Genomic DNA, 15,064 nt, shown 5'->3' with positions numbered 1-15,064 from the left:
TCCGCGTCGTCCTGCGTCGGACACGCCACCCGGACGATCTGGCAGCCCGACGCCGTCAGCTCCGCGATCTGCTGCAACGTGGCACCGATGTCCGAGGTACGGGTCGTCGTCATCGACTGCACCGACACCGGGGCGTCACCGCCCACCGCCACGGATCCGACCTGGATCTGCCGGCTCTTCCGGCGCTCGGCGAGCTTGATCGGAACGGACGGCATGCCAAGTGAAATCGCAGTCATCTGCTGTGCAACCCCAAGTTGTGGATCAAGGTCCGGTCCCGGAACGACGGGCTCCAAGCCTTGAGATTACGCCACGGGCCCCGACGCCAGCACATCACGGTCCGTTAAACCCACCCAATAGGCGGCGGCCGGGAAGAAGTCTGCCCGGCCGCCGCCAACACCGAGTGGCTAGGAGATTTTCACCGGGTTAACCACATCCGCGATCAGCACCAGGATGGTGAAGCAGACGAAGATCCCGGCCACCACGTACGCCACGGGCATCAGCTTCGCCACGTCGAAGGGGCCCGGGTCAGGGCGGCGCAGCACCTTGGCCACGGTCCGGCGCAGCGACTCCCACAGGGCGCCCGCGATGTGCCCGCCGTCGAGCGGAAGCAGCGGAAGCATGTTGAACAGGAACAGGGACAGGTTGAATCCCGCGACGAGCAGCAGCATCATCGCGATCTGCTGGGACGGCGGGACGTCGAGGGTGAACACCTCACCGCCGACTCGGGCCGCGCCGACCACGCCCATCGGGGAGTCCGGCTGGCGGGGCGCGTTGCCGAAGGCCGCGTCCCACAGCGCCGGGATCTTGCCGGGCAGGGAGATCAGCGACTCGACGCCGTTCTCCATCATGTCGCCCATGCGCTGCACGGACTGGTCGAAGGACTGCGGGACGATGCCGGCGGCGGGTGTGAAGCCGAGGAAGCCGGCGTACACGTACTTGCCCTCGACATAGCCGCCGTTGCCGTCCGTCTTGCTCACCTGGTTCTTGATCAGGTGGGCGTGCAGGTCGACCTTCTGGCCCTTGCGTTCGACCGTGAGCGTGACGTCCTTGCCGGGGTTGGCGCGGATCTCGGACTGGAGCATGGACCAGTCCTGCACCTGTGCGCCGTTGAACGCGAGGATCTTGTCGCCGGGCTTGAGTCCGGCGGCCCGGGCGGGAGCGGCCGGGTCGTCCTTCACGCACTTGGTGCGGTTGTCGCTCTGCTGGATGACGCAGTCGGAGACCTTGGAGACCGTGGTGGTCTGGGTCTGGACGCCGAAGGTCATCATCACGCCGAGGAAGACCGCCACGGCGAGGATCAGGTTCATGAAGGGGCCCGCGAACATGACGATGACCCGCTTCCACGGCTTGCGCGTGTAGAAGAGGCGGTCCTCGTCACCGGGCTGCAGTTCCTCGAAGGACTGGGCCCGGGCGTCCTCGATCATCCCGCGCCACGGCGAGGTGGAGCGGGCCTCGATCCGGCCGTCCGGCCCCGGCGGGAACATCCCGATCATGCGGATGTAGCCGCCGAGCGGAATCGCCTTGACGCCGTACTCGGTCTCGCCCTTCTTGCGGGACCAGACGGTCGGGCCGAAGCCGACCATGTACTGCGGCACCCGGATGCCGAAGAGCTTGGCCGTCGACAGATGCCCCAGCTCGTGCCAGGCGATCGAGACCAGCAGGCCCAACGCGAAGACGACTATGCCGAGGATCATCATCAGGGTCGTCATGCACGAGCCTCCGCGGTTGCCGTCTGCGCCGTCAGTTCCCTCGCCCGGGCGCGCGCCCAGGCCTCCGCTTCGAGGACGTCCGCGACGGTCAGAGAAGTTCCCTTACGAGGGGTGCCGTGTTCCTCCACCACCCGTGTGACCGTATCCATGATCCCGAGAAACGGCAGGCTGCCGTTCAGGAACGCGTCGACGCACTCCTCATTTGCCGCATTGAACACTGCCGGGGCCGTGCCCGCGAGCTCTCCCACGTGCCGGGCGAGTCCGACCGAGGGAAACGCCTCGGTGTCGAGCGGGAAGAATTCCCAGGTGGAGGCCTTGCTCCAGTCGAAGGCGGGCGCCGCATCGGGCACCCGTTCGGGCCAGCCGAGTCCGATGGCGATCGGCCCCCGCATATCCGGGGGCGTCGCCTGCGCCAGCGTCGATCCGTCCGTGAATTCCACCATCGAGTGGACATACGACTGCGGATGCACGACCACCTCAATGCGATCGAAGGGAATGTCGTACAGCAGGTGCGCCTCGATCACTTCCAGGCCCTTGTTCACCAGGGTCGCCGAGTTGATCGTGATGACCGGGCCCATCGCCCAGGTGGGATGGGCGAGGGCGTCCTCGGGGGTGACGTCGGCCAGCTCGGCCTTCGTCCGGCCGCGGAACGGGCCGCCGGAGGCGGTGACGACGAGCTTGCGCACATCGGCGCGGGTGCCGGCGGCGAGGGCCTGGAAGAGGGCGGCGTGCTCGGAGTCGACCGGGATGATCTGGCCGGGCTTGGCCAGGGCCTTCACCAGCGGGCCGCCGACGATGAGCGACTCCTTGTTGGCGAGCGCGAGCGTACGGCCCGCCTCCAGGGCGGCGAGGGTGGGCGCGAGGCCGATGGAGCCGGTGATGCCGTTCAGGACCGTGTGGCAGTCCGAGGCGGCCAGGCGGGTCGCCGCCTCGGGTCCGGCGAGGATCTCGGGGAGCGGCTCTCCGGGGCCGTACTGGGCGCTCAGGGCCTCCCGCAGGGCCGGCACGACGTCCTCGCGCGCGACGGCGACCGTGCGCACGCGCAGCCGGCGGGCCTGCTCGGCGAGCAGTCCGACCCGGCCGCCGTTGGCCGAGAGCGCGGTGACCTGGAAGCGGTCGGGGTTGCGCAGCACGAGGTCGATGGCCTGGGTGCCGATCGAGCCGGTGGAGCCGAGGATCACGACCTCCCGCATTCCGTCCACGGAGTCGAAGACGAGATGGGGGTCGGCAAGAGGGGCTGGACTGTCGCTCATTCCTCCATTGTTGCGGTACGGCGCCGACGTGAGGACAGGGCATCCCTCACGCGTGTGCCCTATCCGCCCTCGCTGCCGGGCGAAGCAGAATCGCCTCCTGTGAAGCTCCAGTGAAGATCTTGTGATAACACTTCAATCCTGGCCGGTGGGAGACCGGCCGGAGGACGACATCCTTGGGGGGATCTTCATGCGCATTCGCGCCGCCCTGCCCGCTCTCGCGGGCGCCGTGGCCCTGGCGAGCACGGCATTCCTGGCCACTCCCGCGCAGGCCGCGGGCGGGGTGACCATTTACCGGGTCTGGTTCGACAGCCCCGGCAAGGACGACGGTTCGAACAAGAGCCTGAACGCCGAATGGGTCCAGATCAAGAACAACGGTTCCTCGGCGGTCTCGCTGAAGGGCTGGATCCTGAAGGACGCCTCGAACCACCGGTACACGTTCCCCAACGTGAAGATCGGTGCGCACAAGACGATGAAGGTGCACACCGGCCGGGGCAAGGACACCACGGCGGACAAGTACCAGAACCGTCGCTGGTACGTCTGGAACAACACGAGCGACACGGCGACGCTGACGAAGTCGAACGGTTCGAAGGTCGACTCCTGCTCGTGGACGACGCGGGACCCCAGCGACAAGTACTGCTGAGCCCCGCGAGCAAGCAACCGGGGCCGCGCGTCATGCGTCGGCCGCCGGTCACCCGTGATTGATCGCGCGGTTCCCCGCGCCCCGAAAGGGGCGCGGGGATGCCGCCGTCACCGGATCGGACGGTGCACGTTCTCCCGGCGGCTCGGGCCGGGCGTCGCGTCCGCGATCCAGGGGCCTTCGCCGGACGGGTCGACGACGCCGTCCTCCAGCCACTCGTACGTACCGGACAGCACTCCCTTGACCACCTTGTGGTCGAGGTCGTCCGTGTTGGCCCACAGCCGACCGAACAGTTCCTCGACACGGATGCGGGACTGCCGGCAGAAGACGTCGGCGAGCTGGTAGGCCTCGCGTCCGTGCTGCCCCGAGCGACGCAGGTGCTCGGCCCGCACGCAGGCCGCGCTCATCGCGAACAGTTCGGCGCCGATGTCCACGATCCGGCCCAGGAAGCCCTGCTTGGTCTCCATGCGGCCCTGCCAGCGGGACATGCCGTAGAACGTGGAGCGGGCCAGCTTGCGGGCACTGCGCTCGACGTACCGCAGGTGCGAGGAGAGGTCGACCTCCTGGCGGAACTCGCCGTACGCGCCCGGGACCTGGCCCTGACCCGCGACCAGTTTCGGCAGCCACTTGGCGTAGAAGACACCGGCGTTCGCACCGGCCTTCGCCTTGTCGGCCAGGGACTTGTCCGGATCGATCAGATCACCGGCCACGGACAGATGGGCGTCCACCGCCTCGCGTGCGATCAGCAGGTGCATGATCTCCGTGGAGCCCTCGAAGATCCGGTTGATGCGCAGATCGCGCAGCAGTTGCTCGGCCGGCACGGCCCGCTCGCCGCGCGCCTTGAGGGACTCGGCCGTCTCGAAGCCCCGGCCGCCGCGGATCTGGACCAGCTCGTCGGCCATCAGCCAGGCCATCTCCGAGCCGTACAGCTTGGCGAGGGCGGCCTCGATACGGATGTCGTTGCGGTCCTCGTCGGCCATCTGCGAGGAGAGGTCGACGACCGCCTCCAGGGCGAAGGTGGTCGCCGCGATGAAGGAGATCTTCGAACCGACCGCCTCGTGCAGCGCGACCGGCTTGCCCCACTGCTCGCGGACCGCCGACCACTCCCGGGCGATCTTCAGACACCACTTGCCCGCGCCCACGCACATCGCGGGCAGGGAGAGCCGGCCGGTGTTCAGCGTGGTGAGCGCGATCTTGAGGCCCGCACCCTCGGGTCCGATGCGGTTGGCGGCCGGGACGCGCACGCGGTGGAAGCGCGTGACGCCGTTCTCGAGGCCGCGCAGCCCCATGAAGGCGTTGCGGTTCTCGACGGTGACGCCTTCCGACGCGGCCTCGACGACGAACGCGGTGATACCGCCCTTGTGGCCTTCGGACTTGGCCACGCGCGCCATGACGACGAGCAGATCGGCGACCACGCCGTTGGTGGTCCACAGCTTCACGCCGTCGATCACGTAGTCGTCCCCGTCCGGGACGGCCGTGGTGGCGAGGCGGGCGGGGTCCGAACCCACGTCCGGCTCGGTGAGCAGGAACGCCGAGATGTCGGTGCGGGCACAGCGGGGCAGGAAGGTGTCCTTCTGCTCCTGGGTGCCGAAGAGTTTGAGCGGCTGCGGTACGCCGATCGACTGATGCGCGGACAGCAGCGCGCCGATCGCCGGGCTCGCGGAGCCGACCAGAGCGAGCGCCTTGTTGTAGTACACCTGGGTGAGGCCGAGACCGCCGTACTTCGTGTCGATCTTCATGCCGAAGGCGCCGAGTTCCTTGAGCCCGTCGATCGTCTCGTCGGGGATCCGCGCCTCCCGCTCGATGCGGGCGGAGTCGATCTGCGTCTCGCAGAAGTCGCGCAGCTTGGCGAGGAACTCCTCGCCGCGCTGTACGTGCTCGTCGGTGGGCAGCGGGTGGGGGTGGATGAGGTCGAGCCGGAAACGGCCGAGGAACAGCTCCTTGGCAAAGCTGGGCTTGTGCCAGTCCTGCTGGCGTGCGGCCTCGGCGACCTGACGGGCCTCACGCTCGGTGACGGTGGGCTTGGGAGTGGGGGCTGTTGGTGCGGACATGAGGCTCACCTCGCCGCGAATCGGGATCAATGGGGCGTACTTCGATCAAGAAGTCGTACGACGACCAAGTGCGCCGTACGGCGATCTTGCGGGGCGTACGTTACTGACCGGTGCTACTCGATCGTTGGTACCCCAATCCGGGCGCCGCCACCAGTCCTCGCGCAATCACCCGCCCGGGAAAACGCCTCGGCCGACATCCGCCGAACTGGCCCTGGTGTCAAGTCGACCCGGGCCTTTGAAGACCTCGGCGGCCACGACCTGCGACACCGGGCCCCGACGACCGGCACCCCCGCACGACTCGCCCACGACAGGGTGACTCGCGGGGTGGTCTGACCGTGGAGGAATGAAGAAACATATTGTATGCCGAATAGGCGCAACGCCCGCATATGACGCTGTCCCTGTCGGCCCGTTGCCTGTCACCCACCCGGACGTTCCTGCGCACGACCGTGCCCGGCTCGGGATGTGGTCGTACGCCGACGGCCGGAGCCCCCGCACAGCGGGCTCCGGCCGTCGGTGTGAACGTGGCGTCAGAGAGCGAGGCCCGTCAGGACCAGCACGCGCTCGTACGTGTAGTCGTCCATCGCGAACTTGACGCCCTCACGCCCGACACCGGACTGCTTGGCGCCGCCGTACGGCATCTGGTCGGCGCGGTAGGAGGGCACGTCGCCGATGACGACGCCGCCGACCTCGAGGGCCCGGTGGGCACGGAAGGCGACCTGGAGGTCGTGCGTGAACACGCCCGCCTGGAGGCCGTACTTGGAGTCGTTGACGGCGGCGAAGGCCTCCGCCTCGCCGTCCACCTTCTGCACCGTGAGCACCGGCCCGAAGATCTCCTCGCAGAAGAGGGTCACATCGGCCGGCACCTCGGTCAGGACGGTGGGTGCGTAGGCGGCGCCGTCCCGCTTGCCACCGGTCAGGAGCTTGGCACCCGCACCGACCGCCTCCTCGACCCAGGACTCCACGCGCTTGGCCGCGTCCTCGCTGACCAGCGGGCCGACGTCCGTGGCGGAGTCGGAGGGGTCACCGGTGACCTGCGCCTCGACCGCGGCGACGATACGCGGGAGCAGCCGGTCGTAGACCGACGCGTCGGCGATCACGCGCTGCACGGAGATGCAGGACTGGCCGCCCTGGTAGTTGGAGAAGGTGGCGATGCGGTTCGCGGCCCAGTCCAGGTCCTCGTCGCTCGTGTAGTCGGCGAGGACGACGGCCGCGCCGTTGCCGCCGAGCTCCAGGGTGAGGTGCTTGCGCGGCACCGAGTCCATGATCGCGTAACCGACCTTGTCGGAGCCGGTGAAGGAGATGACCGGCAGACGCTCGTCCTGGACCAGCGCGGGCATGCGGTCGTTGGCGACCGGGAGGATCGACCAGGAGCCGGCGGGCAGGTCGGTCTCGGCGAGCAGGTCACCGATGATCAGGCCGGACAGCGGGGTGGCGGGCGCCGGCTTGAGGATGATCGGGGCGCCGGCGGCGATGGCCGGGGCGACCTTGTGGGCGCACAGGTTCAGCGGGAAGTTGAACGGCGCGATGCCGAGGACGACGCCCTTCGGGAAGCGCCGGGTCAGCGCGAGGCGGCCCTGGCCGCCGGCGTCGGTGTCGAGGCGCTGGGCCTCGCCGCCGTTGAAGCGACGGGCCTCCTCGGCCGCGAAGCGGAACACGGACACGGCGCGGCCGACCTCGCCACGGGCCCACTTGATGGGCTTGCCGTTCTCGGCGGAGATCAGCTGCGCGATCTCCTCGGTGCGCTCGACCAGGCGCTTCGACACATGGTCGAGCGCGGCGGCCCGGACGTGCGCCGGGGTGGCGGCGAACTCGTCGCGCACGGCGTACGCGGCGGCCACGGCCTCCTCGACCTGGGCCTCGGTCGGGACGCTGACCTTGCCGACGAGCCGGCCGTCCCACGGGGAGGTGACGTCGAAGGTGGTCTCACCGGTGGCCTGGCGGCCGGCGAGCCAGAAGGCGTGGGTGGAAGTCATGTGCGAGTCCCGGCCCTTCCGAGGTTGGTGTTCCATGAAGTTCGAGGTCCACGGTAGGGCCGGGTGGGCGATGGGTCGTTTGTCCGGTGCGTAGCAGTGGGGTGCGGGGCTAGTACGGGTTGTACAGCCGCGGTCCGGTGGCCGTCACTCGCCCGCCGAGGCGGACGCCTTGAGCGCCAGCCACAGCTCCATCCGCACGTCCGGATCGTCGAGCGAGCGCCCGAGGATCTCCTCGACCCTTCGCATCCGGTAGCGCAGCGTGTGGCGGTGGACGCCGAGGTCGGCCGCCGCCGCGTCCCACTGGCCGTGGCGGGACAGCCAGGCGCGCAGCGAGGCGACCAGATCGCCTCGCCCCGTGGCGTCGTGTTCGCGCAGCGCGCGCAGCAGACCGTCCGCGAAGGCACGCACGGCGTCGTCTGCGAGCAGCGGCACGACCGAGCCGGCCGCCAGCTCCTCGTGCTCGACCAGGGACCGGCCGCGCCGCCGGGCCACCGACAGCGCCTGCTCGGCCTGCTTGTAAGCGGCCGCGACGGCGATCGGCCCGGCGGGCGCCGAAAGCCCCACCACCAGTTCGCCCCCGTCGGCGGCCGGTTGCTCCACCGCGGCGGCCCGCGCCGCCTGCACGTACTCCTGGCAGGCGGCCACGGCCGCGCCCCCGTCGACGGCGAGCACCACGAGCCGCTCACCGTCGGGTACGACGAGCACGGCCTCCCCGGAGCGGGCGGCGGCGGACTCCAGGGTCTCGGTGAGCCCACCGAGCGGATCGCCGTTCGTCTCGGCCAGCGCCGGCGCCACGGCGGTCTGCGGCACGGGCGCCACGCGTGCGTGCCCGTCGGCGTGCGCCCGGGCCGCCGACGCGGACGCCGATTCGGCGAGGATCAGCCGGAAGGGCGCGTCGAGGAGGCCGCCGTACAGGTCCCCGGCCACCGCCCGCGCGTGGTCGGGCTGGCCGGCGAGCAGCATGCGCAGCACGGCCGCCCCGATCCGCTGCTCGGCCGCGTGCAGGGACCGGGACCGCTCGGTGGTGAGGGTCAGCAGGGCGATGGCGGAGTGCACGGCGTACCGCTCGGCGGTGCCCAGCGCGGCCGCGGTGCCCACGGCGAGCGCGGCACGCGGGCGCCGGCCGGTGCCGAGGGAGTGCAGCTCGACCCGGTCCTCGCCGCTCGGCCCCGCGACCACGGAACTGGCCGGGGCGGGCCGCTCCCGCAGCCGTTCCACGTCGGCGGTGAGCCGGGCCGCCCGCCGCTCCGCCCACTCGGGTGCGGCCGCGACGACGGCGCCGGAGGCGTCGTACATCGCGGCCCAGCCGTCCACCTGCCCGGCGAGCGCGGCGAGCAGTCCCTCGGGGCCGTCGCTCAGGGCCTGCTTGGTCAGCTCGCGCTGGGCGGCGAACCCCGCGGTCACCGCGCGGTACTGGTCGGCCGCTATGGCGGCGGAGACGGCCTTGCTGATGGCGAGGAAGGGGGTGCGCCGGGGCACCTCGAGCAGCGGGAGCCCCTCCTCTCGCGCCGCGTCCACGAGGGCCTTCGGGATCTCGTCGTAGTTCACCCCGACGGCGAACCCGAGCCCGACCACGCCCGCGCCCACGAGCCGCTTCACATAGCGGCTCATGGCCTCGGGGTCGTCGGCGTCCAGAGTCAGCGCCGTGATCAGTAGCAGCTCGCCGCCCTCCATGTAGGGCACCGGGTCGGCGAGCTCGCTGACGTGCGCCCAGCGGACGGGCACGTCCAGGCGGTCCTGGCCCGCGCGCACGGTGAGCTTCAGCGCGGAGTGGTGGACGAGCGAGGCGAGCGTGGGAGGCATGAGGCCTTCAGGTCGGCACGGACAGGGTCTGCACGAAATCCATGGCAGCCACGGACTGTGTGATCTTTGTGATCCTTTGGCCGCCGCGTATGAACGAGCTATGTCGATTCTGCCTCACCGTACGGTCGCCGCGTGCCCAGAACCCCGGACGTCCCGGCCCGGCTGTCTCAGCTCCGCAGGTCCACGAGGAGCGGAGGCGCATGCTCGCCCCGCACATTCGTCAGGGACAGCACCGCGTGGCCGGGCGGGACCGCGTGCGCCAGTTCGGACGCGGACCAACGCTCGCGCTCGACCTGGCGGACGGTCACGGCCCGCGCGGTGGGCGCATGCCCGGTGATCACCCGCCGCAGCATGTGCAGCGCCTTCCCCGCCGGGGTCTCCGCGATGATCTGCCGGTCCGTGACGTCCCGCGTCTCGATCCACTCCTTCCCCCAGACCTCGGCGAAGTCCTGCCCGTCCCAGGGAGTGAGCCCGGACAGCGCCATCCGGCAGCCGGTGGCGCCGAGCAGGGGGCCCCGCAGCGGCCGGGGGACGTCGTCGAGGGTGCGCAGGGTCAGGACCACGCCGGCGTTCGCGGACCGCAGCCGCTGGATGCCGCGCACGGTCTCGGGGGTCACCGCACCCGTGGCGTCGTCGAGCACGAGGCACGCGAACAGCGACCGGTCCTCGCGGGTCGCGACGCTGGCCGTGAACTGGGCGAGGACCAGTCGCGCCAGGATCCGCGAGGCGTCGGCGTGGCCGCGCTCGGGAAGGTCGATCCTGACCCGTACCGGGTGGTCGAGGGCGCGCAGGGAGAAGGGCCGGGACTGCCCTGAGGTGTCGAAGAAGGCGGCGAACGCCGGCCGGTCGAGCAGCGCGACCCGGTCCGCCAGGACGCCGCCCACGTCGCCGGGGTGCCCCGACTGACGCTCGCGCGCGTCGAGCTCGCGCAGCAGCGAGTCCTGCCCGGTGTCCTGAAGGGCCTTGCGCAACGCCGAGAGCGGTCCGGGGGCTCCGTCGAGGAGTTGACGCAGCTCCGGCACGGACGGGAACCGGCCGTGCACGGCCCGGTACGGCCCGAGCAACTGGGCGAGCACGGTGGTCGAGCGGCGGCTGTCCCCGCCCGGGTGCGGATCGGCGAGGTCGCCCACGAGCGCCTCGGCGAGCACGGCCGCCGCCTCGTCCGGGTCGCTGGTCCCGCCGTACGGGTCCAGGTCGTACACCGATTCGGGATGGCCGATGCGTACGACGACGTCGTAGGCGTCCGCCGGGCCGAGCCCGGCACCGGCCGCGCCGACCACGACCACCGCGGCCCGGCCGGCGAGCGCGTGCAGGCACAGCGACTCGGCGAGCGGCCATACGACCGAGCCGGTCTTGCCGGAGCCCGCGGGGCCGACGGCGACCAGCGAGGTGCCGAGCAGCTCGGGGCCGAGGGCGAGGCCCGTGCCGCGGTAGGCGTAGGGGTTGCGGGTGTCGTCGACGGTCGAGCCGAGCCGTACCTGCCCGGTGATCAGGTCGTGCCGGCCGAGCCGGGCGGGCAGGTCGCGCTCGCCCGAGGGGTGCAGGCAGGCGGCGGCGCCGTCCTTGAGGACCGCGCCGGTGAAAGAGGCGAGGCTGTGCCGGCCGTTGAGCACACCCTGCCAGGCGCGGGCCACCCGGGCGTGGTCAACGTCGCCCATGAGTCCGGCGCGCGCGTCGGCGGCGAGCCGGTCGGCGGCGTCGCCCGCACCGGCGGCGCGCAGCTGGTTCCACTGGGCCGGGTCGTCCTCCGGTGCCGGGGGCCGCTCGCTGACCGGGGCGGCGGCGCGCCAGGCCGGCGGGCCGAAGCGCCGCCAGAGCTCGCCCCAGCGGCCGAGCTTGCCGACGACGGTCATGATGGCGAGGGCGATGACCGTGTAGTAGCCGTACCAGAGAAAGGCGTTGCCGACGCGGTCGCCGCTGTGGCGCCAGGAGTCCGGAGTGAACAGTTCGAGCGGCACGACCCACCAGCCGCCGAGGTAGCCGTTCCACAGCAGCGACCAGATCAGCCAGCCCACCAGGAAGGCGATGAGCGCCCCGCTGATCAGCTGCCGCGTCGGCGTCCGCTCGGGTTCCTGCTCGGGCCGCGGCCGGTGCCCGAGTCGCCACACGCCGGGCGCCGTCTCCGGCCGCGGCGCGCGCAGCCAGGCCAGGAACGCCGCGCCGTCCGGCCGGGGCGGTGCTCCGGGGGCGTGCGTCGGCCGGGGCGGCACCTGAGGCGGCCCGGCCGGACGCGGCACGGGATTGGCCCGTGTGCCGCGCGCGTCCTGCGTCCCGTCGCTGTCCATCGCTCCTGCCCCCTGACCAGCCGCTCCCTGCACCATCAGCGAGTCAATCTAACGCCCCCGCAAGGGGAGTTCACCGCTTACACGGCAGGGCCCGCGAAGCCGCGACCCACGGCGCTATGTCCAGTGCGGACAAGCGGCCACGGCCAAGGCGCCCACATGGAGCATGCCCACCCCCGGCGACCGGTCTTAACCTGCGAGAAAAGAAGGTAAGCGTCCGAAAAACACCCCCGCCCGACCCCGCCGCCCACCGGCGCGCCGGTGCACCGGCTGCTCCGGGCCGGGTTCGCACGATCTCAGGGAGCCCCCATGACCGCACTTCCCCAGGAGCGCCGCGTCGTCACCGCCATCCCCGGCCCGAAGTCGCAGGAACTGCAGGCCCGCCGTACCGCGGCGGTCGCGCAGGGCGTGGGCTCCGTGCTGCCGGTCTTCACCGCGCGCGCGGGCGGCGGGATCATCGAGGACGTCGACGGCAACCGTCTGATCGACTTCGGCTCCGGCATCGCGGTGACGTCGGTCGGCGCCTCCGCCGAGGCCGTCGTACGCCGCGCGTCGGCGCAGCTGCAGGACTTCACGCACACCTGTTTCATGGTCACGCCCTACGAGAGCTACGTGGCCGTCGCCGAGGCGCTGGCCGAGCTCACGCCCGGTGACCACGCCAAGAAGTCCGCGCTGTTCAACTCGGGGGCCGAGGCCGTCGAGAACGCCGTCAAGATCGCCCGTGCCTACACCAAGCGCCAGGCGGTCGTCGTCTTCGACCACGGCTACCACGGCCGGACCAACCTGACGATGGCCCTGACCTCCAAGAACATGCCGTACAAGCACGGCTTCGGCCCGTTCGCGCCCGAGGTCTACCGCATGCCGATGGCGTACGCCTACCGCTGGCCGACCGGTCCGGAGAACTGCGGCCCCGAGGCCGCCGCCCAGGCCGTCGACCAGATCACCAAGCAGATCGGCGCCGACAACGTGGCCGCCGTCATCATCGAGCCGGTGCTCGGCGAGGGCGGCTTCATCGAGCCGGCGAAGGGCTTCCTGCCCGCGCTGCGCAAGTTCGCCACGGACAACGGCATCGTCTTCGTCGCCGACGAGATCCAGTCCGGCTTCTGCCGCACCGGCCAGTGGTTCGCCTGCGAGGACGAAGGCATCGTCCCGGACCTGATCACCACCGCCAAGGGCATCGCGGGCGGTCTGCCGCTCGCCGCCGTGACCGGTCGCGCCGAGATCATGGACGCCGCACACGCGGGCGGCCTCGGCGGCACCTACGGCGGCAACCCGGTCGCCTGCGCCGGCGCTCTCGGCGCGATCGAGACGATGAAGGAGTTCGATCTCAACGCCCGCGCGAAGGAGATCGAGGAGACCATGAAGGCCCGCCTCACGGCGATGGCCGAGAAGTTCGACGTCATCGGCGATGTGCGCGGCCGCGGCGCCATGATCGCGATCGAGCTGGTCAAGGACCGCGCCACCAAGGAGCCGAACCCGGAGGTGACCGGCGCGCTCGCCAAGGCCTGCCACCAGGAGGGCCTGCTGGTCCTGACCTGTGGCACCTACGGCAACGTGTTGCGCTTCCTGCCCCCGCTCGTCATCGGTCAGGACCTGCTGAACGAGGGCCTCGACATCATCGAGCAGGCTTTCGCGCGCATCTGACGCACCGGGGAAATGACCTCGCGCTCACAGGAAAATCCCAGCTGAGCCACAGGATGCGTGCTCCTGGTCCCCTGCCCTCCCCGGCCCCGCGCCCACCGCGGGGCCGAGCCGGAGGGGGCAGAGGTCAGAGCGTGTGAAGAAGGTGTGCGAGGTGGATGGCAGGGCGCGTTTCCTGCTGTCGGAGTGGTTCCCCCTGTCGTAGGTTCTACCCAGATGAGAGAAACACCCCGCCCACAGGGGACTGTGGGTGACATCGGGCCGAGGCCTCCCCAGCTTCGACCTGGTCGTGCCCTCGCGCACACACCCGGGGCCTTCGGCTCCGGATCTCCTCACCGATCGGACGGCCGCACGCCCCAAACCCCCCGGGGCGGGCGGCACACCGATCCTGACGGCCGCCCCGGAACCACCCCCGTTGTTCCTTCGCAAGTAGGACTCGGAAAGTAACCGAGACAGCCGTCACCGGAGGGTCAGCGCACACCCCCCCTTGCGCTGACCCTCCGGCGTTTCCACCTCGGTCCAGTCACTGGCACACCGACGCCGCCCGCTCGTGGAACGAGCGGGCGGCGTCCCTGTCTCGGCTGAAGCCAGATCGTGCCCTTGCCGGCCTTCAACACGCGCGCAGGAAAAAGGAACCCGCCCCGCCAGAGGCTTGAGGTCCTCCGACGGGGCGGGCGGTCCCCGCCTCATCGTGTCTTGCGGAGCACGGAAGAGGGTCTCGTCGTCACCACGCCCGGCCTCGGCTCGTTCGTCGCCACACCGATCAAGGAGTGAACGCCGAGTAACCTCTGTGTGCCCATCTACGGCCCTGTCCGATCGTCGGCGGCGCTGGCCCGCACCGAGGTGCCACCCCTTACCGGAGACCGCGTCGCGCGTACATTCGGACACACGGGTGAGGTGCCCAGACGCATCGCCCGCCGAGTCGCCGGCCCGCCACCAGGCTCGCGGCGTGATCGCTGATGGCCCGTCGTGCGGAGCCACCGCAGCGTTGCGACGAGCTCTTCGCCGAAGTCCTCGCAAAGCGCGAGCAACTCGCGTCCCGCGGACGAGTCGAGCAGCCCATCGGAATCGCGAAACGTCCGGAGGGTGCCATGGCACGCGGACTCGACAGCGAAGTTGCGTGAGGCGAAGTAGCCCTCGCCGCTCGTACGGTCCGCCAGGTCGGCGAGGTACTGGTGGTGCGCTTCCTCCGAGGGATGGGAGTAGAACGAGCCCTCGACGAGACCGTCCAGATAGCCCGCCAGGCCGGACGACAGCTCGACAACTCGTTCGGCCTCGTCCAGGCCTGACTTGTCGAGCAGATCGCCGAAGGCCCACAAGCCCCCGAAGATTTCCAGCTGGAAGAGCTGGACCGTGTCTGGGTCGACTTCGGACTCGAAGATCGGGGCCTTGCACAGCTCGGCGAATGCCTGGCCATAGGCGCGGTTCGACCGTTCCCCAGGAGGTTCCGCTGCCACTCGGAACAGCGACTCCAGCACATGCGGGTCGACGCCCCAGTCCGCATCCATTTCGAACGCCCGCACCGGCGCACGCCACCGCCACAGCGCCAGAGCGGCGGCATGACGCTGGCGAACGGGCTTCAAGTCAGCCAACCGCTCGTTCCGTGCCACGTCGGCGCGTCAACCTCATGTGCTCAGCTGGGAATCTGAACTGACGCTCCGATAGCAGAAGGGTGCCCCCGGCCTGCGATGATCTGATTGCTGAGATCGAGAACG

At 70.7% G+C, this 15,064-nt stretch carries 10 protein-coding genes and 1 pseudogene; 3 read left to right on the top strand and 8 right to left on the bottom strand.

Translation table 11 applies throughout. From position 1 onward, the window contains the following. The 3 genes from ABZ904_RS47650 to dxr form a co-directional block, all read right to left on the bottom strand. On the bottom strand, positions 1-236 hold a 236-nt coding region (locus ABZ904_RS47650; RefSeq protein WP_359402691.1), incomplete at its 3' end, for a flavodoxin-dependent (E)-4-hydroxy-3-methylbut-2-enyl-diphosphate synthase. A gap of 168 nt (positions 237-404) precedes the next feature. Beyond that, positions 405-1,709 carry a site-2 protease family protein gene (locus ABZ904_RS47645; RefSeq protein ID WP_359402694.1) on the bottom strand — a complete coding sequence of 435 codons (1,305 nt, stop codon included), beginning with the start codon at positions 1,707-1,709 and terminating at the stop codon, positions 405-407. Next, positions 1,706-2,962 carry a 1-deoxy-D-xylulose-5-phosphate reductoisomerase gene (dxr, locus tag ABZ904_RS47640; protein WP_361830367.1) on the bottom strand — a complete coding sequence of 419 codons (1,257 nt, stop codon included), beginning with the start codon at positions 2,960-2,962 and terminating at the stop codon, positions 1,706-1,708. The genes ABZ904_RS47645 and dxr overlap by 4 nt, the downstream gene beginning before the upstream one ends. A gap of 187 nt (positions 2,963-3,149) precedes the next feature. Here dxr and ABZ904_RS47635 point away from each other — a divergent pair, with 187 nt between their 5' ends. Further along, a complete protein-coding gene (locus ABZ904_RS47635; protein WP_360998559.1) occupies positions 3,150-3,602 on the top strand; it encodes a lamin tail domain-containing protein in 453 nt (150 codons plus the stop codon). A 107-nt stretch (positions 3,603-3,709) separates the two neighbouring features. Here the strand turns inward: ABZ904_RS47635 and ABZ904_RS47630 are convergent, their stop codons facing one another. The 4 genes from ABZ904_RS47630 to ABZ904_RS47615 form a co-directional block, all read right to left on the bottom strand. Next, positions 3,710-5,650 carry an acyl-CoA dehydrogenase family protein gene (locus tag ABZ904_RS47630; RefSeq protein ID WP_361830365.1) on the bottom strand — a complete coding sequence of 647 codons (1,941 nt, stop codon included), beginning with the start codon at positions 5,648-5,650 and terminating at the stop codon, positions 3,710-3,712. 527 nt (positions 5,651-6,177) lie between these two features. Continuing rightward, positions 6,178-7,623 (bottom strand): aldehyde dehydrogenase family protein, encoded by a 1,446-nt coding sequence (locus ABZ904_RS47625; protein ID WP_359402707.1) that lies wholly within the window; start codon positions 7,621-7,623, stop codon positions 6,178-6,180. 144 nt (positions 7,624-7,767) lie between these two features. Continuing rightward, positions 7,768-9,426, bottom strand: coding sequence for a PucR family transcriptional regulator (locus ABZ904_RS47620; protein WP_361830363.1), 1,659 nt, complete (start codon positions 9,424-9,426; stop codon positions 7,768-7,770). 167 nt (positions 9,427-9,593) lie between these two features. Further along, positions 9,594-11,711 carry an ATP-binding protein gene (locus ABZ904_RS47615; protein ID WP_361830361.1) on the bottom strand — a complete coding sequence of 706 codons (2,118 nt, stop codon included), beginning with the start codon at positions 11,709-11,711 and terminating at the stop codon, positions 9,594-9,596. Between the two features lie 306 nt (positions 11,712-12,017). On the opposite strand from ABZ904_RS47615, the gene gabT reads away from it, so the two are divergent. Further along, on the top strand, positions 12,018-13,352 hold the full coding sequence (gene gabT, locus ABZ904_RS47610; RefSeq protein WP_360998555.1) for a 4-aminobutyrate--2-oxoglutarate transaminase: 1,335 nt from the start codon (positions 12,018-12,020) through the stop codon (positions 13,350-13,352). A gap of 213 nt (positions 13,353-13,565) precedes the next feature. Next, a pseudogene (locus ABZ904_RS47605) lies at positions 13,566-13,772 on the top strand (phosphoesterase); the annotation flags it as partial. Between the two features lie 377 nt (positions 13,773-14,149). Here the strand turns inward: ABZ904_RS47605 and ABZ904_RS47600 are convergent. Further along, positions 14,150-14,941 carry a hypothetical protein gene (locus ABZ904_RS47600; RefSeq protein ID WP_361830359.1) on the bottom strand — a complete coding sequence of 264 codons (792 nt, stop codon included), beginning with the start codon at positions 14,939-14,941 and terminating at the stop codon, positions 14,150-14,152. Between the last annotated feature and the right edge of the window lie 123 nt (positions 14,942-15,064).

The organism is Streptomyces sp. NPDC046900, from assembly GCF_040644975.1.
In the GTDB taxonomy this organism is placed as follows: domain Bacteria; phylum Actinomycetota; class Actinomycetes; order Streptomycetales; family Streptomycetaceae; genus Streptomyces.
The sequence above is the reverse complement of the archived record's forward strand: the minus strand, read 5'-3'. Positions and strand labels throughout refer to the sequence as shown.